Origin of the sequence: Yersinia sp. 2542 StPb PI, from assembly GCF_048593855.1 — a bacterium.
Lineage (GTDB): Bacteria > Pseudomonadota > Gammaproteobacteria > Enterobacterales > Enterobacteriaceae > Yersinia > Yersinia enterocolitica_E.
Map to the genome: position 1 here is coordinate 1 of NZ_JAZGQA010000076.1, position 20,351 is coordinate 20,351.

Consider the following 20,351-nt stretch of genomic DNA (forward strand, 5'->3'; position numbering starts at 1 on the left):
CAAAGAATAAACATTTCCATTACAACTAGGGTAGAAATAAGCCCTATGATGCACTAAAGGTCTGCGGATACACTTCCCCATAAGCCTAAGTTATGCAACAGTGTATTAAGTGAATATCCCCATAGATATCGTAGGCAATGAACTATAAACGATAAGCATCCGACAAATCGTTAACAACTTTGTAACGTCGCTATCGATCCAGCCTCTCGGATCGCTGGCCGCATTGGTAAGACACTCTGTACCCTAAATCATGTTTTAATCGTGAATAAAACGTTTAATCGTGAATCAAACAGAGCAGTGCCGATAAGATAATGCCCTACAGGCATCTAAGACATTCCAGTTGTTAGCGGTTTTTAAAATAAGCGCGAAGGAGACTGTAAATGGCTGATAAAAAAGCGACGCTGAATCTGGCAGGCGAAGCTGCGATTGAACTGAAGGTTCTATCCCCAACCCTCGGCACTGACGTGATCGACGTCAGCACTTTAGGTTCTAAAGGGTATTTTACCTATGACCCTGGGTTTACCTCTACCGCGTCCTGCGAATCAAAAATCACGTTTATCGATGGTGATAAAGGGATCCTACTGCATCGTGGATACCCTATTGATCAATTGGCAAAAAACTCTACTTATCTGGAAGTTTGCTACATTCTGCTGTACGGCGAAACACCCACAACAGAAGAGTATGAAACCTTCAAAGCGACAGTAACCCGCCACACCATGATCCACGAGCAAATCACCAGCTTGTTCCGTGGGTTCCGTCGCGACTCACATCCGATGGCTGTATTATGCGGAGTGACCGGTGCACTGGCCGCGTTCTACCATGACGCACTGGATGTAAACAACGAGCGCCATCGTGAAATTACCGCCTTCCGTCTGCTGTCTAAAATGCCAACAGTGGCTGCCATGTGTTACAAATATTCCATCGGCCAGCCCTTCGTTTATCCACGTAACGACCTGTCCTATGCCGGTAACTTCCTGCGTATGATGTTCTCCACACCGTGCGAAGAGTATGAAGTCAACCCGGTGCTGGAACGCGCGATGGATCGTATTTTTATCCTACATGCCGACCACGAACAGAACGCCTCTACCTCTACCGTGCGCACCGCCGGTTCTTCGGGCGCTAACCCGTTTGCCTGTATCGCCGCGGGGATAGCATCTCTGTGGGGGCCAGCTCACGGCGGCGCGAACGAAGCCTGCCTGAAAATGCTGGAAGAGATTAAATCTGTCGAGCACATTCCAGAATTTATCAAACGTGCGAAGGATAAAAACGACTCGTTCCGCCTGATGGGCTTCGGTCACCGCGTGTATAAGAATTACGATCCGCGCGCTACGGTGATGAAAGAAACCTGTGATGAGGTATTGAAAGAACTCAAACTGGAAAATGACAGCCTATTTGCTGTCGCGAAAGAGCTGGAACGTATCGCACTGGAAGACCCCTACTTCGTTGAGAAAAAGCTATATCCAAACGTGGACTTCTATTCAGGTATCATCCTGAAAGCCATGGGGATCCCGTCTTCAATGTTTACTGTGATGTTCGCGATAGCCCGTACCATTGGCTGGATTGCTCACTGGAATGAAATGCACGATGAGGGCCTTAAAATTGCCCGTCCGCGTCAGCTTTATACCGGTTATGCCGAACGTGACTTCAATAGTCAACTGAAGAAATAAGCAGAGTAATTAGGCTGTTTATAATGAGAGCGCCACCTGTGAAGGTGGCGTTTTTTTATAGGAAAATCAGTGGATCGCGCCGCCTGATATGTGCAGATCGTGTTCAATTTGCATGGCAATAGAGATAGCCAGTTCTAAGGCTACCAGCACTGAATGTGTTGACATACTGGGTGCTCCGGGGTGAGCTACCGCCTGTTCCGGCAGATAAGGGATATGAATGAAACCACCCTTCACCTCACTATTGAGCTGATTTAACCGATGCAATAACCCGTACATCACATGGTTACAGACATAGGTTCCGGCCGTCTGGGAGACCGAGGCCGGAATGCCCGCCTCACGGATACCCTGCACCATCGCCTTGATGGGCAAACGGGTAAAGTACGCCGCCGGGCCATCCTCAACTATCGGCTGATCTACCGGTTGATTCCCCAAATTGTCAGGAATACGAGCATCATCAACGTTAATAGCTACCCGTTCGATAGTAATATCGGCGCGTCCCCCGGCCTGACCGACAGCCAACACCAATACTGGCTGAATCTCATCTATCGCGGCATTCAACGCAGTTAATGATTCACCAAAGGCGCAAGGCAACTGGCGAGCCACCACTCTGACCCCACCCAGCATTAAATCATTCAATTGTTTGACCACTTCCCAAGAAGGATTTACTCGCTCCCCACCAAATGGCTCAAACCCGGTAATTAATACACTTCTCATCACCACTCCTAGAGGAACATCAGGAAATACAGCAAGAATACGTTAACAATCAAAAGAGTCACCCCGGTTGGGATCTGGGCTTTAATCACCGCATTCTTATCCGGCAACTCCAGTAACGCAGCAGGAACGATATTAAAGTTGGCTGCCATCGGGGTCATTAAGGTACCGCAGTAACCTGAGAACATACCAATAGCTGCCATCACTGCGGGATTACCGCCGTGTTGCAATACTAAAATTGGAATACCGATACCGGCAGTAACGATGGGGAAGGCAGCAAAGGCATTACCCATGATCATGGTTAACAGTGCCATGCCAATAGCATAGACCGCCACGGCGACAAAGCGATGATCGACTGCCAGATATTCCTGTGTCAGATGGGCAATAGCGGTTCCGACCCCGGCGGTGGTAAACAGCAGGCCAAGGGTGGCCAATATCTGTGGCAAGATAAATGCCCAGCCGATGGAATCGAGCAAACGCCGAGCTTCCTGCACCGGTTGTGCCGCGGTTTCGTGGGTCATGACGACCGCAATAATCAAACCGAGAACACAACCAACAGTCATCGAGAATAAGGTGACTAAGGTGGCGTGGTTGCCGGTACCAAACAGCCATTGATCCAGCGCGGGGATATTGTTAAACAGCAGCACACCAATAACCGTCACCACCGGGATAGCCAATGCCGGGATGAACAGCCGATTCCCCAAACGCTTGGCACTCACTTCGCGCTGTTCTGGAGTGCGTTGATGATAGCTACCCAGTTTTACCCCACCAAAACCGGCAATCAGCGCCATAATCACCACCACCACACCGACAGTAATATTCAGAATGCGCTTCTCATCCGGCCCCTCGCCCGCCAAAGTATTGGCCAGACGATAGGTCCAATCGCCCACCAGGAAAATCAGCCCGTATAACCCCCAAAATAAGCCGGTGGTGATACGACGTGGGTTGGCCTTATCACGAAATGACATTAACGCGACAATCAACAGCACTACGCCAGCCAGCCAATAAAGATATTGTTGTTGGAAAATCATTTTGCGTCTCCCTTGGTAGCCAAAGCAGACTGACTCAGTGCGGTTAACTCAGCGGCGAGATGTTTATCCAAACGTTGCAAACGGTAGGCGTGGATCAGGAAAGCACAAATCGCAGTCGGGATACCCCACAACGCAATGTGTAACGGCTCGGTCTGAATGCCACCGGATTCCAGCATAAAGTTGTGCATAAAAATAATCGCACCGAAAGCGACAAAAATATCTTCACCGAAGAACAACCCAACGTTATCGGTCGCGGCAGACATTGCACGCAGGCGATAACGCACTTTCTCCGGTAACTCACCATAACGGGTTTCAGCCGCCCCTTCTGCCATCGGTGCCAGTAATGGCCGTACCATTTGCGGATGACCACCCAGACTGGTTAAACCCAGCGCGGCTGTCGCTTCACGCACAAACAGATACACAATCAATAAACGGCCAGAGGTGGCACTTTTAATTTGTGAAATCCACGCCTGCGCTCGCTCTTTCAAGCCGTGGCGCTCCAGCAAGCCGATAACAGCCAGTGGCAGTAACAGAATCAGAGGTAGGTTGCGGGTATTGAGAAAACCTTCACCCAGTTTTTCCAAAATAGTGGCCATTGGCATTAGCGCCGCCAGACCAGTGATGATGCCGGCGGTAATCACCACCAGTACTGCGTTGATGCGCAGTAAAAATCCGATTACGATCGCCGCAATACCAATTAGCGGCCAAAGGTTTACCGTTTGTTCCAAGGTGACTCTCCTGTCCTAAAGTGTTGTTATAAAGTGTGATATGTATCTAATTGATGAAGCCATTCCACCCGGGCCAGGCGGTTATAATTTTTACTGCCCAACGTCCATCTTACTGCGCGGTTACCGTGATATTTTGCTGCTGAAAACTGTGGCGTAAACGGCGGGCAAAATCCAAGGCATGGGCGCCATCACCGTGGACGCATACTGTATCCGCCTGTACCGCTACCCAACTGCTATCACGAGCCTGAACCTGCTGACGCTGCACCATTGCCAACGTTTGTGACAACGCCAACTCGTCACTTTCAATTAAGGCATCTGGCTGGCTGCGCGGCACTAGAGTGCCATCAGGCTGATAGCGACGATCAGCGAATACCTCTTGTCGGGTCACCAAACCTGCGCGCTCACCGGCACGGACCAATTCGCTTCCCGCCAATCCAACCAGCCGTAACGACGTGTCCACGGCTTTCACCGCTTTCGCTATTGCATCCGCCAGCAGAGGATCAACCGCCGCCTGGTTATACAACATGCCATGAGGCTTCACATGTTGCATCACGCCGCCCTCCGCCTTCACGATGGCTGCCAAGGCACCTAATTGATAAACCACTTGGGCATACACCGTCTCAGGGGGTAACTGCATCGCGGTTCGACCAAAATTCTCGCGATCAGGGAAACTCGGATGCGCACCGATAGCAACGCCATATTCCATAGCCCAGCGCACCGACTGGCGCATGGTCTGCGCATCACCGGCATGAAAGCCACAGGCAATATTGGCTGAACTGACCAATTGCAGCAGTGCTTGATCATTAGCGCAGCCTTCACCTAAGTCGGCGTTTAAATCAATCTTCATTTGGCCTCCGTCGCATCGAATCCTTGCTGTAAACCCCATGCGATCTGTTTTAAGAAATGCTGTTGCTCCGCTTTGGCCCGCAGCGCTTCCTCAACTGTGCATGGCACAAAATGCACCGGTTCGCCGAGCCTAAGCTGAGCTAAATGGTAAAGATCTGCTTCGATAACGCAGGCAATGCGCGGATAACCGCCGGTTGTTTGCGCGTCAGCCATCAGCACAATCGGTTGGCCGTTGTGCGGCACTTGCACCACGCCGGGTAATAATCCGTGGGATAACATCTCGCGGTCCGTGGTGCGCGCTAATTCGCGCCCGGTCAGGCGATATCCCATACGGTTGCTCTGTGGGCTGAGTTGCCAGGCTTCACGCCAAAAAGCACCCTGTGCGATATCGTCGAACTCATGATATTCCGGGCCAGGAACAGCCCGGACACGGTTACCAAATAACAGTTGTTTGATACCGACTGATTCACGTGGTAAACGTGTAGCTTGGCCTAATGGCAGGGTGTCGCCATCTTTGATCAGTCGCCCCTGATAACCGCCAAAACCGGCTTTCAGGTCGGTGCTGCGTGAACCCAACATCTCCGGTACTGCAATCCCTCCAGAGATGGCTAAATAGCTGCGCATTCCCCGATGTGGCACACTGAGTTTTAGCTGCTGCCCCGGCTTGACCGGATAACGCCAGCCGGTCCACAGCAACTGATTATCAAGCCGGGCATCGCAACCGGCTCCTGTCACCGCTATCCAGCCTGGTTGCGTAAATTGTGCCGTAAACTGACCCAGGGTAATTTCCAGCCCGGCAGCATCAGGCTCATTACCTACCAGCATATTTGCCATGCTGAGCGCCGGTAAATCGAGTGCCCCCCCCTGACTGATTCCCAAACGGCGAAAACCGCCACGGCCACTGTCTTGGACTGTGGTATAAATACCTGAACGAATAATATTCAGCATACGCCCTCCTTTAAGGGCAGGAAGCGCACATTATCGCCGGGCCGTAACAAGGTTGGCGGCATCTCCAGCGGGTTAAACAGTGCCAATGATGTGCGGCCAATAAGTTGCCAGCCACCGGGCGTTGCCAGTGGATAGATACCGGTTTGGCTACCGCCAATACCGACAGAACCGGGTGCTACCACTAAACGTGGTTCAGCACGCCGTGGCGTGGCGAGCTTTTCCGGCATCCCCCCCAGATATGAGAAGCCCGGCTGGAACCCCAAAAAATAGACGATATAGCTCGCGCCAGCGTGGCACTCCACCACCTGACGCTCTGTCATACCGGTGTGACGAGCCACTTCAGCCAGGTCTGGGCCTGCCTCACCGCCATAAATCACTGGAATGGTGATATCACGTGATTCAGGCACTAATGATTCGCTCTCTTCCCACCAGCGTTGGAGGCGTTCAATGGCGTCCAGCGCCGTATTTTGTGGATCTGACAATAATAGAGTCAGATTATTCATACCCGGAATCGCTTCAAGGACATCAGGATGATGAATCAGACGATCAGCCAAGCCCCAGATCCGTTGCTGGCTTGCTAATGTTACCGGCGGTTCCAATTCCAGAACCACCGCACTCTCTCCCAATAAATAGCATCGTGCTCTTTGCACTCCCGTCCCCCTAAGACATGTATAGTTTTTATTTTCATTAGATAAATAGCTTTTATAAGGACATATTTATGCGTTAGCACCTAACTGCTGTCAATAGAACTGAATCAACCAATAGATATCAGCAATCACTAGATTCAATGTAAATACTGAAATTAACCGCTGGAAACCGCGTATTTTGAAGTTTTTTACGAAGGAAAGAGGTAAATAATCGATTCTTTTCTTATTTAGAATCAGGCTATAGAGAGCAAATATTCTTAAAAACTGTCGGTTTATCATCCAACTATGACCAGATGGTGATTTTAAATAGCCAGAGAGAGGATAAAACCTTTTTTAAAGTATGGTTTAATTGCACATAAACAAGGAGATATCTACAGTAGGTTATGCACCGATACTTATTACCAGTGCATAATGTTGCATAATGGTCAGGCGGGATTGGGGATATCGATAAAGATAACTTCAAATTGATGCTTGCTAGCCAACCATTCGCCTAACGCCTTGATGCCGTAACGCTCAGTGGCGTGATGCCCCGCAGCATAAAAATTCACGCCCATCTCCCGGGCAATATGAATTGTTTGCTCTGAAACTTCACCAGTGATAAATGCATCAACACCAAAATCAGCCGCTTGTTGGATAAAACCCTGCCCGCCGCCGGTACACCAGGCAAGACGACGCACATCTACTGGCGCTCGATCACCACAATGTAATACCTCACGGCCCAACAACTTTTCCAGCCGTTCACGTAAAATTACCGCATTTAACGGTGCATCAAACTCACCATAAGGTAAGAAAGATTCAATTTCACCCCTCCCCCGAATACCCAGTAATTTAGCCAATTGCGCGTTATTGCCTAATTCAGGATGAGCATCCAGTGGCAAATGGTAGCCATACAAATTAATATCGTTGGTAAGCAATGTTTTCAGCCGGTTACGTTTCATTCCACGCACCACGACCGGTTCATTTTTCCAAAAATAACCGTGATGAACCAAAATAGCATCAGCCTGTTGCCCAACCGCAGCATCCAATAGTGCCTGGCTGGCGGTCACGCCGGTGACAATGCGCTTGATCTCTTCGCGCCCCTCAACTTGCAAACCATTGGGTGCATAGTCTTGAAAAGCCGAGATATTCAGTTGGTTATTGAGTAGAGTTTCCAGTTCGGTATTGCGCATTTCATCAGCCTCAAAAAATATAAATGGGTAGTTAAAAACGCTGGCTATCGCCTTGCTCCATCAGGATAAAATTAACCCCCATATCATTGCCTTGTTGCAACTCAGTGGCAATGGTTTTACGCACATCTTGCCCCTGTTTAAATGAAGGTTTTATATGACTGATAACCACCGGTAGCCCCTTTAATGGTTGGCCTTCACCGCTGTATTTCTCCAGATTTTTCAATTCCTTCAGCAACCACTTAGGCGTCATATGGCCGTACAACTTGCTATCAGCAACGTCATTGGGGAAAGAAACTTCGATTATCATCCCTTTCAATTGCTGCTGTTTAACCTTTTCGGCCAGGTTACGCCACACCGTATCCAGATTTTTCGACTTTTCCATCTCATCCGGGCCAGTATCACCAAAATAGGCAAATGACTGATTATTACTGCTGATCAATAACATAGCAGAGGGGGACTTATCATGGCTCAGTGGATACAATTCCCCCGTCAAACGGGTTAAGCCCAGGCTTAGAGGTTGATTTGGCCGCACCATCTGCATGCGATAGGTTCCCAGCCGGGTACCGCTGCCGCTGTCAGTAAAGTTAGGCCAGACACGCCAGTTAAAATAGTAGTTTCGCAATACATCAATCGTGTCTGCCGAGGCATAAAGGGTCTTTTTGCTGTCTTCCGGCGAACCGATAATCAGGCCGGAAACATGGTCAAGATGGGCATGACTAAGAAAATAGCTGTTGATGCGCTGGCGGAAGATATAACCCTGACGTGTCAGCGGGGCGGCGGTTTCATCGGTAATCTCGGGGAAAGCGCCCTTCTCCAGAGCTTTGGCAATACCCGGTAACACCGAACCGGCATCCAGAGCTAAATAGACCGGCTGGCTATCATCACGAATCAGATAAGATGTCAGATTGCCATCGCTGACACCCCCATCCACCCCCAGTGCCACCACCTCAAAACCGGCCGCTGCCAGCGAGCTATATAGGCTAAACGATAAAATCAGCCCGGCGTTAAGCACCATGTGGGTTATCTTATTGGTACATAACGTGGGTTTCGTTAAAACATGGGTTTTAGTTGAAACACAGAATTTAGTCGAAATATATGTCAAAAACATGCAGGCTCCTGGTGATTAGGGATCCTTGCGGCCATCCCGCTTAGCGGCTTCAAATGCCGCGAGTGTAGCCAATCTGGCCAGCTTATGATCCACCAGCGGTAGTGGGTAATCCAGATGTTGCTGTTGCCGCTGCGCCCAGCGCCATGGCTGATGGATATCACTGTCTGGCACCCTCGCCAGCTCAGGTAACCAACGGCGGATAAAAACGCCGCTCGGGTCAAAACGCTCGCCCTGGGTGGTGGGATTAAAAATACGAAAATAGGGTGCAGCATCAGTACCCGTGGAAGCAGCCCACTGCCAGCCGCCATTATTGGCAGCCAAATCCCCATCCAATAGCTGGGACATAAAATAGCGTTCGCCGTGTCGCCAATCGATCAACAGATCTTTAACCAGAAAACTGGCGCTGATCATCCGCAGGCGGTTATGCATCCAGCCGGTTTCATTCAACTGCCGCATAGCTGCATCAACAATAGGGTAACCTGTTTGCCCCTGCTGCCAGGCAAGCAGTTGCTGTTCTGAGTGATGCCATATTACGCCATCAGTCCAGTCAATAAAGGGACGATGCTGGCATAAACGCGGATAGGCCACTAACAAATGGCGATAAAATTCACGCCAGATCAACTCATTAAGCCAAGTAAAAGCACCACCGTCGGAGTTTTCCAGCAACGCGGGGCATTCTGCCAACAAGCGGTTAAAGCATTGACGGGGCGAAAGTATCCCCAACGCCAGATAAGGTGACAAACAACTGGTCCCTGCCACAGCGGGCAGATCACGTTGTTGCTGGTAGTCCTGAACCTGCTCGCGACAAAAACTGCGCAGGCGGTGTAATGCCGCCTCTTCGCCTGCCGGAAATAATTGGCTATCTACCGGTTGTTGCGGATAGTCAAACGGGAGCAGTGGTAATGGCATGGCAGCTACCACGTTATCGCGCGTTTTTGGCGCAGGGACACAGCGGCATTCACTCATCATTAAACGCTGAATAAAAGCGCGGCGAAACGGGGTAAATACTTTGTACATCTCATTATTACCCGTCAGGACACTGCCCGGCGGCAATAACACACTGTCATCGAAACGGTGACAGGTAATGGTGTGACCGGCTTCTTGCCGATGATTGAGCCGCGTCACTAGCGCCCCATCTCGCAGTTGTTCATTTAACTCATACTGTTGGTTATAAAATAGCGCATCCACTTGCTGCTGCTGACAAAAATCATCCAGCCAGATAATGGAATCCTGAAAATTATCACACTGATGATAGTGTAGCGGTATCGCCCGTATAGCCAGTGCGTGCTGTAACTGTTGTAGGTTTTGCAGCAGGAAGGTGGCCTGCCGGGGAGCCATATCATGTGCCGCCCATTGTGCCGGCGTGGCGATAAATAGAGCAATCACAGTGGCTTGTGGGTCCTGACAAGCGGCATGCAGCGCCAGATTATCCGTTACGCGTAAATCATTACGAAACCAGACCAGATGCGTCGCCATGCCTTATCCTTGTGCCGAGTAAAATGTAAAATAGCGTTGTCCGGCCAGATACTCATTCGGGAATTCAACCAAGTAAGCATTTATTTGGCCGATAGGGACACTCAAAGGCAACTCACCTACCCGATACTGCTCGATAAGCTGTGCCAATGCCTGACGTTGTGTTGACGTAAGGTAAGGCCGAAAATAGCCCTGTACATGCATTAATACGTTGGTGTGATTGGCGGACGTTGGCTGATGAGACAACAAATGCAGTAAACGCTGGCGATACTCATCAGTAAACTCAATTAATGATGACCATCTATCCATTGAGGCAATAAAAGGACCAATTTCGCGGTATTCAGGCTGCGAATGCGCCAACAGCACTAACTTATACCGGCTATGAAAATCCATCAATTGGCCACGCGTTATGCCTGCTGCATATAACGCATCAAGCTCGTCTCGCGCATGGCAGTACTCAATACTGTGGGTTACCTGATTACTCTCCAGCATTCTATTCTCCCTTGGCCTTGGCAGCTTTTCTCATCACAGCATAACAGTTGTTGCCCGAGAACCACGCTATTGCTTGATACCTTTATATCTGGGGCAGATATCGCAGGCAGTAAAAAGCCCGCGAGTGTTAACCCACGGGCCATTAATTTTACGCCGTTTTTATCTACGAGCAGCTTACTGATTTATCTCAGTAAAAATCCTGTATTGCCGATTCAGACTGTGCCAACCACACCGGCTTATCACTGGTTTTAGCCCAAACCCGGTGCAGGTAACTGTAAAAGCGGGCACGGTCTTTGCGGAAAAACATCACCGGCAGTGCCAGTAAACCGACCAGAATCACTGCGCTCCGGCGCAAGAGAACCTGATGCAATGGGTATGCGTTGTACATGGTCATAACGATCCTCCTTTAAAACGCCTTTGTGTAACAGCCAACTCGGTTAAACAGAGAGTCGATTTACAACTTGGCGTTGAAAATAAAATAAACAAAATTGGAAACTGGACAAAATTTTACCGTATCGGTTGAAATTTTACCACTCATCCGACCACTCAATTGCATCAAAAGCCGAAAAAAATTGTCAATTCTGTAATTTTGTTACAGTAAGGTTAATTTAAAACCAATCATTGGTTACATTACAGTTATGTACTCTTTAGTAATTGGCAAATTATATGTATTGACTTAGTGCCTAACCCTTCAAGGGCCAGAATTGGCGATACTGCGCTGCCACTGGTTAATTTACACCCATTCCATGTCTGTTTTTTGACCGTTTTTATACTTTTTTTACACCTCACGGCCATTTTTTATCAGGAACTTTTCGCCCGACTTCATAAGCTGTTGTTATCAAAAATAAGCGTTGTGGAGGTGTATCGTGAGTTTCAGCATCATTAGTGGTGCGCTGTTGGTCTTACTGCTTCTTGGCTATCTGGTTTATGCCTTGTTTAATGCGGAGGATTTTTAAATGGCAGCGTCAGGATTTCTGCTTATCGCCAGCTTCATGCTGGTGTTGTTGGTGCTGTCCCGCCCGTTGGGGAGCTTTTTGGCTCGCATAATCGAAGGCGAACCCTTTGCGCCATTGCGCCAAGTCGAGGCCGGTTTATGGCGTTGTAGCGGTGTAAAAAATGAAGAGATGAACGGCTGGCAATATGCGCTCGCCATTCTCTGCTTTAACTTACTGGGTATTGCCTTGCTGTTCACGCTGTTGATGGCGCAAGGTTCGTTACCGCTAAATCCTGAACACATGCCGGGTATGTCATGGCATCTGGCCTTAAATACCGCGGTCAGCTTTGTCACTAACACCAACTGGCAAGCCTATAGCGGCGAAAACACCCTCAGTTATCTGAGCCAAATGGCCGGTCTGACGGTACAAAACTTCCTCTCTGCCGCAACCGGCATTGCCGTCGCTTTTGCTCTGATCCGTGCCTTTGCCCGCCATTCGGCCCACACATTGGGAAATGCCTGGGTCGATCTGGTGCGCATCACCTTATATGTGTTGCTGCCGATTGCGCTGATTATCGCACTAATTTTCGTCAGTCAGGGGGTATTACAAAACCTGGATGGCTACCTGCATATCACCACCCTTGAAGGGGTAAAACAGACCCTACCAATGGGGCCGGTAGCCTCGCAGGAAGCCATAAAAATGTTGGGGACCAACGGCGGCGGTTTCTTTGGCGCTAACTCCGCACATCCATTTGAAAACCCAACTGCTTTCAGTAACTTTGTGCAGATGCTGGCGATTTTCCTCATACCCTGTTCACTCTGTTTTGCCTTCGGTCAGGTGGTGGGTGATAGCCGTCAGGGCCATGCGCTGATCTGGGCTATGTCACTGATTTTTGTGGTGGCCGTAGTCGTGGTGATGTATGCAGAACTGGCCGGTAACCCGCACTTAACTCAGTTAGGTGCCGACAGCAATATCAATATGGAAGGTAAAGAATCCCGCTTCGGCATTCTGGCAACCAGTATGTATGCCGTGGTCACTACCGCAGCCTCTTGTGGGGCCGTTAACGCCATGCATGACTCCTTTACCGCCTTAGGTGGCATGGTACCGATGTGGTTAATGCAGATTGGCGAGGTGGTGTTTGGTGGGGTCGGTTCTGGGTTATACGGCATGCTGCTATTCGTGCTGCTGACCGTCTTTATTGCCGGGTTGATGATTGGTCGTACCCCTGAATATCTTGGCAAGAAAATTGACGTATTTGATATGAAAATGACCGCGCTGGCCATTCTGGTCACCCCGGCTATCGTGCTGCTGGGTACCGCACTGGCACTCTGCACTGATGCCGGGCGGGCGGGGATTCTTAACCCCGGTGCGCATGGTTTTAGCGAAGTTCTCTACGCCCTCTCCTCTGCGGCCAACAATAACGGCAGCGCCTTTGCTGGCCTGAGTGTCAATACGCCGTTTTATAACCTGCTGCTGGCTGCCGCCATGTTCTTCGGCCGCTTTGGCGTGATTCTGCCGGTATTGGCCATTGCCAGCTCATTGGTGGCGAAGAAGCGGCAACCCGCGGGTAATGGCACGCTGCCAACCGCTGGACCACTATTTATCGGTTTGCTGGTAGGTACGGTGCTGTTGGTCGGCGCATTGACCTTTATCCCAGCGCTGGCCTTAGGTCCGGTTGCTGAGCATCTGCAAGTTTGGTTAGCACATTGATGAGAGAACTACTATGACACGCAAACAACGCGCGATTTTTGAGCCAGCACTGGTTCGTACTGCGCTTATTGATGCCGTGAAGAAACTGGACCCACGCGTCCAATGGCGTAACCCAGTGATGTTCGTGGTCTATCTGGGGAGTTGGCTGACCACTCTGATTTGGCTGGCGATATTAAGCGGCCAAACCACCGGTAGTGCCATGTTTACCGGCAATGTGGCTCTGTGGCTGTGGTTTACCGTGCTGTTTGCCAACTTCGCCGAAGCTTTGGCCGAGGGGCGCAGTAAAGCGCAGGCAGAAAGTCTGCGTGGGGTGAAAAAAACCAGTTGGGCCAAAAAACTGTCAGAAGCCCGCTTTGATGCGCCACAGGAGAAAGTCTCCGCCGATAGCTTGCGCAAAGGCGATGTGGTGTTAATTGAAGCTGGCGATACCGTGCCCTGTGACGGCGAAGTGCTGGAAGGTGGTGCATCCGTTGATGAAAGCGCCATTACCGGCGAATCTGCTCCGGTTATCCGTGAATCCGGTGGTGACTTCTCTTCCGTGACCGGCGGTACCCGCGTGCTGTCCGACTGGTTGGTAGTTGAGTGCAGCGTTAACCCCGGCGAAACCTTCCTTGACCGGATGATCGCCATGGTTGAAGGCGCGAAACGGCGTAAAACCCCTAACGAAGTGGCGTTGACCATTTTACTGGTGGCTCTGACCATTGTCTTCTTACTGGCGACGGCGACTCTCTATCCGTTCTCGGTGTTCAGTGTTGAGGCCAATCATGCCGGTTCACCGGTGACAATTACGGTACTGGTGGCGCTGCTGGTTTGTCTGATCCCAACCACCATCGGTGGCCTGCTATCAGCCATCGGGGTTGCCGGGATGAGCCGGATGCTGGGCGCTAACGTGATCGCCACCAGCGGGCGCGCGGTGGAAGCTGCCGGTGACGTTGATGTGCTGTTGTTGGATAAAACCGGCACTATCACACTGGGTAACCGCCAGGCGTCTGAGTTTTTACCTGCACCGGGTGTCACCGAGCAACAACTGGCCGATGCCGCGCAGCTCTCGTCTTTGGCGGATGAAACGCCAGAAGGCCGCAGTATCGTAGTGTTAGCGAAACAGCGCTTTAACCTGCGCGAACGTGACTTGCACAGTCTGAATGCCACCTTTGTGCCTTTCTCGGCACAAACACGGATGAGTGGTGTGAACGTGCAGGACAGAATGATCCGTAAAGGTGCTGTGGATGCTATTCGCCGCCATGTCGAGTCCAATCAGGGCCATTTCCCGCGGGCAGTGGAAGACGCGGTGGAAAGTGTCGCCCGCACCGGTGGTACGCCACTGGTAGTGGCCGATGGGCCACGGGTGCTGGGTGTAGTGGCGCTGAAAGATATCGTCAAAGGTGGCATCAAAGAACGTTTTGCCGAGTTGCGCAAAATGGGCATCAAAACAGTGATGATCACCGGAGATAACCGCCTGACAGCAGCCGCCATTGCCGCCGAAGCGGGTGTGGATGATTTTCTGGCGGAAGCCACGCCAGAGGCCAAACTGGCATTGATTCGCCAGTATCAGGCCGAAGGCCGATTGGTGGCAATGACCGGTGACGGTACCAACGACGCCCCGGCACTGGCGCAGGCTGACGTCGCCGTGGCGATGAACTCGGGAACACAAGCGGCGAAAGAAGCTGGCAACATGGTGGATTTGGATTCTAACCCAACCAAGTTGATTGAGGTGGTGCATATCGGTAAACAGATGCTGATGACCCGTGGATCGCTGACCACCTTCAGTATCGCCAACGACGTTGCTAAATATTTCGCCATTATCCCGGCTGCATTTGCAGCTACCTATCCGCAGCTTAATGCCCTGAATGTCATGCAGTTGCACTCCCCGGCGTCGGCCATACTGTCGGCGGTTATTTTTAACGCGCTGGTGATTATGTTCCTGATCCCGTTGGCACTGAAAGGGGTGAGTTACAAGGCGATGAGTGCAGCGGCGCTGCTGCGTCGTAACTTGTGGATCTATGGGCTGGGTGGCCTATTGGTGCCGTTTGTCGGTATCAAACTGATCGATCTGGTACTGACCGCCCTAATGATGGGCTGAAAACTCAGTAATTAATGTTTGCAATGGCCACGGCGTGTTTTGCTGGTGGCCGCTATTAAGACCGAATAGAGAGGCAATATCCATGTCATACCTGCGACCTTCATTGGTTCTACTGATATTACTGACACTTATCACCGGGATAGCTTATCCTCTGCTGACTACCGGATTGGCAAAATTGATGTTTGCCGAGCAAGCGCGTGGTTCACTGGCGATGCTGGGTGATGAAGTTGTCGGTTCTACCTTGCTAGGCCAAAACTTTACTCAGCCAGGCTATTTTGCCGGCCGCCCATCGGTAACAGCAGATATGCCTTATAATCCAATGGCCTCTGGTGGGAGTAATCTGTCCATCAGCAATCCCGCACTGGATCAGGTTATCAGTGAGCGAGTAACATTACTGCGTCAGGCTAACCCGACACAAACTGGCCCAGTCCCGGTTGATTTGGTGACAGCATCAGGCAGTGGTCTGGATCCCTGTATTTCACTGGAAGCGGCCTATTATCAGGCTCCCCGCATCGCCAGCGTGCGCCAGATGCCATTGTCTGAAGTGAAGCAGTTGATTGATAGTAGTGTGCAAAAAGCGACACCGAACTTCTTCGGTGAATCAGTGGTGAATGTGCTGAATCTGAATATGGCGTTGGATGCCCAAAGCCCGGTAAAAGTACCGATCAACCCGGCAAAATCTTAAGGACATAACATGGTGGATGCAGAACCAACCCGCCCCGACCCCGACAGCCTGCTCGCAGCAGCCAATGAGAAGACCCGTGGCCGGCTGAAAGTGTTTTTCGGGGCCTGCGCGGGGGTGGGCAAAACTTACGCCATGCTGCAAGAGGCTCAGCGCCTGCGGACTCAAGGGCTGGATGTATTGGTTGGTGTGGTGGAAACACACGGGCGTAGCGAAACCGCAGCGCTGCTCGAAGGGCTGACCATCCTACCGCAAAAGCGAATTCATCACCGCAATCGTCAGGTACGTGAATTTGATTTGGATGCGGCCCTGGCACGCCACCCGGCCCTGATCCTGATGGATGAGCTGGCGCACAGTAATGCCTATGGCTCGCGCCATCCGAAACGCTGGCAGGATGTTGAAGAACTGCTGGATGCTGGCATTGATGTGCTGACCACCGTCAATGTACAGCATCTGGAAAGCCTGAATGATGTGGTCGGCGGCGTGACCGGTATCCGGGTGCGGGAAACCGTGCCCGACCATATGTTTGATGAAGCCACTGAAGTGGTTTTGGTCGACCTCCCCCCCGATGACCTGCGCCAGCGGCTGAATGAAGGTAAAGTCTATATTTCGGGTCAGGCGGAGCGAGCCATCGAGCACTTCTTCCGTAAGGGCAATTTAATCGCCCTGCGCGAACTGGCACTGCGCCGTACCGCGGATCGGGTTGATGATCAGATGCGTGCTTTCCGTGACACTCAGGGGCGCGAACGTGTCTGGCATACCCGTGATGCCATCTTATTGTGTATTGGTCATAACAGCGGTAACGAAAAACTGGTCCGAACCGCTGCCCGGCTGGCAGCCCGATTGGGGTGTATCTGGCATGCAGTCTATGTGGAAACACCCCGTCTGCATGGCCTGCCAGAAGCGAAGCGCCGGGCCATTTTACGCACACTAAAATTGGCGCAAGAGTTAGGAGCAGAAACCGCTACGCTGTCAGAACCCCGTGAAGAACAGGCCATCCTGCGTTACGCCCGAGAACATAATCTGGGGAAAATCATCATTGGTCGCCGCACGGAAAAACAGTGGAAACTGCGTGGTAGCTTTGCAGATCGCTTGGGCAAGCTGGGGCCAGATCTGGATTTGGTGATTATTGCACTGGAGGGCGATACACCCCCCAATGTGGTGAAAGAGAGTGATTCTCGTACCTTTACTGAAAAGTGGCGGATGCAACTGCGTGGCTGTGCGGCAGCCATCGGCTTGTGTGCCCTGATTACGGTGTTATCGCAGTGGCTCATCCCCGGTTTCGATCAAGCCAACCTGGTGATGGTCTACTTACTGGGTGTTGTGATTATTGCACTGTTCTATGGCCGCTGGCCGTCAGTCTTGGCGGCAGTGATTAATGTCGCCAGTTTCGATCTGTTTTTTGTTCAACCACATTGGTCACTGGCGGTCACTGATGTGCAGTATCTGGTGACGTTTGGCGTGATGCTGATTGTCGGTATCGTGGTGGGTAATCTTACCGCCGGGGTGCGCTATCAAGCCAGAATTGCCCGTTATCGCGAGCAGCGCGCCAGACATTTGTATGAGATGTCGCGCGGATTAAGCCGTGCCCTAACGCCTGCGGATATTGTCAAAACCAGTCGTCATTTTCTCTCCAGCAGTTTTCAAGCGAAAACTGACCTGTTACTGCCACAAGAAGATGGACGCTTGCAGCAAGTCGCCACTGACGAAGGCGGCGCACTTTCTGTTGATGTGGCTATTGCCCGCTGGAGTTTTGACAAAGGCGCACCAGCAGGTGCCGGTACCGACACCCTGCCCGGTGTCCCCTATCAGTTATTACCGTTGACCGCCTCCAGGCAAACTTTTGGCGTGCTGGCAATCGAACCTGCCAACCTGCGCCAATTAATGGTGCCGGAGCAGCAGCGCTTGCTGCAAACCTTTACCAGTCTGATCGCCAATGCTCTGGAAAGGCTACATCTGGCCCGCAGTGCCGAATTGGCAAAACTGGATGCCGAACGCGAGCAACTGCGTAACTCACTGCTGGCGGCACTATCTCATGATTTACGTACCCCATTGACGGTGCTATTCGGTCAGGCCGAAATTTTGACGCTGGATCTGGCAGCGGAAGGTTCACGCCATGCGCCGCAAGCCAATCAAATCCGCCAACAAGTGCTGAGTACCACCCGGCTGGTGAATAACTTATTGGATATGGCGCGTATTCAATCGGGTGGGTTTAATCTACGTAAAGAGTGGCAATCACTGGAAGAGATCGTGGGTAGCGCCCTGCATATGCTAGAAACCGCCCTCAATCATCATCACATCAACGTCGAGTTACCGGATGAAATGGTGTTGATCAACTGTGACGGCAGCTTACTGGAACGGGTATTTATCAATTTGTTGGAAAATGCGCATAAATATGCCGGTCAGGGGGCATTGCTGGGGATTCGGGCCGCAGTACAAGGTGAGTGGCTAAATGTAGAAGTATGGGATAATGGCCCAGGAGTGACTCTTGGGCAAGAACAGCTAATCTTTGATAAATTCTCCCGAGGCAACAAAGAGTCAGCCATTCCCGGTGTCGGCTTGGGTTTAGCCATTTGTCGTGCCATTATTGATGTACACGGTGGGCGCATCTGGGTTGAGAACAATAAAGATGGCGGTGCTAGCTTCCGCTTCACGCTACCACTAGAGCGCGCGCCAGATATTGATGGTGAAAACATTGATAGTGAAAACATTGATAGTGAACACCTTGATGCTGAAAAATGATATACCCTAAATAATTCGTGTTGCAGGAAGGCGGCAACTGAGTAAGTCCCCGGGAGCTTACATAAGTCAGTGACCGGGGCCGCTGCAAGCAGCTTGAAGTATGACGGGTATGAGGAGAAGTGACTATATCCCCGACTAACATTCTAATCGTAGAAGATGAAAAAGAGATCCGGCGCTTTGTTCGTATTGCGCTGGAGAGTGAGGGCTGGCGAGTATTCGAGAGTGATACCTTGCAACGGGGGCTAATTGAAGCCGGTACCCGCAAACCGGACCTGATTATTTTGGATCTGGGGTTACCAGACGGCGATGGGCTGACTTATATTCAAGACCTGCGCCAGTGGAGTGCCATTCCTATTATCGTCTTATCGGCTCGTAACAATGAAGAAGATAAAGTGGCCGCGTTGGATGCCGGAGCCGATGACTACCTAAGCAAACCATTTGGAATCAGTGAGTTATTGGCTAGAGTGCGGGTTGCTTTGCGCCGCCATAGCGGTGGTAGTCAGGAAAGCCCGCTGGTGGGCTTTGCCGATATCAGCGTTGATCTGATTAATCGTCAGGTTACCCGTGCCGGCGAAAATCTGCACCTGACACCGATTGAGTTTCGCCTGCTCTCTGCATTGTTGACGAATGCCGGTAAAGTCATTACCCAGCGCCAGTTATTAAGCCAAGTCTGGGGGCCAAATTATGTCGAACACAGCCACTATCTGCGTATTTATATGGGCCATTTACGGCAGAAATTAGAAACAGACCCGACCCGCCCTAAGCATCTGCTAACTGAAACCGGCGTCGGCTATCGCTTTATCCCGTAACATCTTGTGTGATATAAAAATTTACATTGATACTAGGAAAATAGCTGTCAGCGGCGTAGCATCAAACTTTTAAATGCTAATAGGTCTTATTATTCATGAGTACTTGGTTGATTTACGCCCTGTTATCTGCCTTCACTGCCTCTCTGGTCGCTATCTTCGGTAAAATCGGCTTGCAGCAGTTGGATGCCAATACTGCGACCGCCGTTCGTGCTGTCGTGATGGCGCTGTTCCTGGTCGGCGTGGTGCTAGCTCAAGGGAAATTCAATCTGATCGGTGGGGTATTGGCAGATAAAAAAGCCCTGCTATTCATTATTCTCAGTGGTGTTGCAGGTGCGTTATCCTGGCTGTTTTACTTTATGGCTATCAAGCATGGCAATGTCTCTCAAGTGGCCCCGATTGATAAACTCAGTGTAGTTTTTGCGGTGATTCTGGCGGTTATCCTGTTTGGTGAAAAAATCTCGCTGGTGGCGAGTTTGGGCGTCGCACTGATTACCGCCGGTGCTTTGCTGGTGGCATTGGGGTAATAACACATTCACCAAATCAATAACAAAGACCTCATTATAATTCATAACC

Annotated in this window: 19 protein-coding genes; 8 read left to right on the forward strand and 11 right to left on the reverse strand. The window is 50.9% G+C overall.

Annotated features, from left to right (window positions below; genetic code table 11):
- The first annotated feature begins 380 nt into the window (after positions 1–380).
- Positions 381–1,667: a citrate synthase gene (locus tag V1952_RS11350; RefSeq protein ID WP_372558359.1), complete on the forward strand. Its 1,287-nt coding sequence runs from the start codon at positions 381–383 to the stop codon at positions 1,665–1,667.
- A 66-nt stretch (positions 1,668–1,733) separates the two neighbouring features.
- On the opposite strand, the gene pcp is transcribed toward V1952_RS11350, so the two are convergent.
- The 11 genes from pcp to V1952_RS11405 form a co-directional block, all read right to left on the reverse strand.
- Entirely contained in the window at positions 1,734–2,381 is a 648-nt protein-coding gene (gene pcp, locus V1952_RS11355; protein ID WP_420074754.1) for a pyroglutamyl-peptidase I, read from the reverse strand.
- A gap of 8 nt (positions 2,382–2,389) precedes the next feature.
- A complete protein-coding gene (locus tag V1952_RS11360; RefSeq protein ID WP_372558357.1) occupies positions 2,390–3,409 on the reverse strand; it encodes a DUF979 domain-containing protein in 1,020 nt (339 codons plus the stop codon).
- Positions 3,406–4,137, reverse strand: a complete 732-nt coding sequence (locus tag V1952_RS11365) for a DUF969 domain-containing protein (RefSeq protein WP_372558356.1) — start codon at positions 4,135–4,137, stop codon at positions 3,406–3,408. Before V1952_RS11365 ends, V1952_RS11360 begins: the two co-directional genes overlap by 4 nt.
- A gap of 109 nt (positions 4,138–4,246) precedes the next feature.
- Positions 4,247–4,984 carry a 5-oxoprolinase subunit PxpA gene (gene pxpA / locus V1952_RS11370; protein ID WP_420071016.1) on the reverse strand — a complete coding sequence of 246 codons (738 nt, stop codon included), beginning with the start codon at positions 4,982–4,984 and terminating at the stop codon, positions 4,247–4,249.
- Complete coding sequence (gene pxpC / locus V1952_RS11375; protein ID WP_372558355.1) at positions 4,981–5,931, reverse strand: 5-oxoprolinase subunit PxpC; 951 nt, start codon at positions 5,929–5,931, stop codon at positions 4,981–4,983. Before pxpC ends, pxpA begins: the two co-directional genes overlap by 4 nt.
- Positions 5,925–6,581, reverse strand: a complete 657-nt coding sequence (gene pxpB / locus V1952_RS11380; RefSeq protein WP_050086195.1) for a 5-oxoprolinase subunit PxpB — start codon at positions 6,579–6,581, stop codon at positions 5,925–5,927. Before pxpB ends, pxpC begins: the two co-directional genes overlap by 7 nt.
- Positions 6,582–7,003: 422 nt before the next feature.
- Entirely contained in the window at positions 7,004–7,747 is a 744-nt protein-coding gene (locus V1952_RS11385) for a type 2 GTP cyclohydrolase I (RefSeq protein ID WP_420074755.1), read from the reverse strand.
- A 31-nt stretch (positions 7,748–7,778) separates the two neighbouring features.
- Positions 7,779–8,762, reverse strand: coding sequence for an MBL fold metallo-hydrolase (locus V1952_RS11390; RefSeq protein ID WP_372559846.1), 984 nt, complete (start codon positions 8,760–8,762; stop codon positions 7,779–7,781).
- Positions 8,763–8,870: 108 nt separating this feature from the next.
- Positions 8,871–10,331 (reverse strand): deoxyribodipyrimidine photo-lyase, encoded by a 1,461-nt coding sequence (gene phrB / locus V1952_RS11395; RefSeq protein ID WP_420074756.1) that lies wholly within the window; start codon positions 10,329–10,331, stop codon positions 8,871–8,873.
- Between the two features lie 3 nt (positions 10,332–10,334).
- Complete coding sequence (locus V1952_RS11400) at positions 10,335–10,820, reverse strand: YbgA family protein (protein WP_083159615.1); 486 nt, start codon at positions 10,818–10,820, stop codon at positions 10,335–10,337.
- 187 nt (positions 10,821–11,007) lie between these two features.
- Positions 11,008–11,214, reverse strand: coding sequence for a YbfA family protein (locus tag V1952_RS11405; RefSeq protein ID WP_420071015.1), 207 nt, complete (start codon positions 11,212–11,214; stop codon positions 11,008–11,010).
- Between the two features lie 472 nt (positions 11,215–11,686).
- Between V1952_RS11405 and V1952_RS11410 the strand changes: the two genes are divergently transcribed.
- The 7 genes from V1952_RS11410 to V1952_RS11440 all read left to right on the forward strand — a co-directional run bounded on the left by V1952_RS11410 (position 11,687) and on the right by V1952_RS11440 (position 20,302).
- Complete coding sequence (locus V1952_RS11410) at positions 11,687–11,776, forward strand: K(+)-transporting ATPase subunit F (protein WP_032907040.1); 90 nt, start codon at positions 11,687–11,689, stop codon at positions 11,774–11,776.
- The gene (kdpA, locus tag V1952_RS11415) at positions 11,777–13,465 is read left to right on the forward strand and encodes a potassium-transporting ATPase subunit KdpA (RefSeq protein WP_372558351.1); all 1,689 of its coding nucleotides are present in this window, start codon (positions 11,777–11,779) and stop codon (positions 13,463–13,465) included.
- Positions 13,466–13,478: 13 nt separating this feature from the next.
- The gene (gene kdpB / locus V1952_RS11420; RefSeq protein ID WP_372558350.1) at positions 13,479–15,545 is read left to right on the forward strand and encodes a potassium-transporting ATPase subunit KdpB; all 2,067 of its coding nucleotides are present in this window, start codon (positions 13,479–13,481) and stop codon (positions 15,543–15,545) included.
- An 82-nt stretch (positions 15,546–15,627) separates the two neighbouring features.
- Positions 15,628–16,230: a potassium-transporting ATPase subunit KdpC gene (gene kdpC, locus V1952_RS11425; protein ID WP_420074757.1), complete on the forward strand. Its 603-nt coding sequence runs from the start codon at positions 15,628–15,630 to the stop codon at positions 16,228–16,230.
- 9 nt (positions 16,231–16,239) lie between these two features.
- Positions 16,240–18,969 (forward strand): two-component system sensor histidine kinase KdpD, encoded by a 2,730-nt coding sequence (gene kdpD, locus V1952_RS11430; protein WP_420074758.1) that lies wholly within the window; start codon positions 16,240–16,242, stop codon positions 18,967–18,969.
- 119 nt (positions 18,970–19,088) lie between these two features.
- The gene (gene kdpE, locus V1952_RS11435) at positions 19,089–19,778 is read left to right on the forward strand and encodes a two-component system response regulator KdpE (RefSeq protein ID WP_420071012.1); all 690 of its coding nucleotides are present in this window, start codon (positions 19,089–19,091) and stop codon (positions 19,776–19,778) included.
- A 95-nt stretch (positions 19,779–19,873) separates the two neighbouring features.
- Positions 19,874–20,302 (forward strand): EamA family transporter, encoded by a 429-nt coding sequence (locus V1952_RS11440; protein WP_372558348.1) that lies wholly within the window; start codon positions 19,874–19,876, stop codon positions 20,300–20,302.
- The last annotated feature ends 49 nt before the right edge of the window (positions 20,303–20,351 follow it).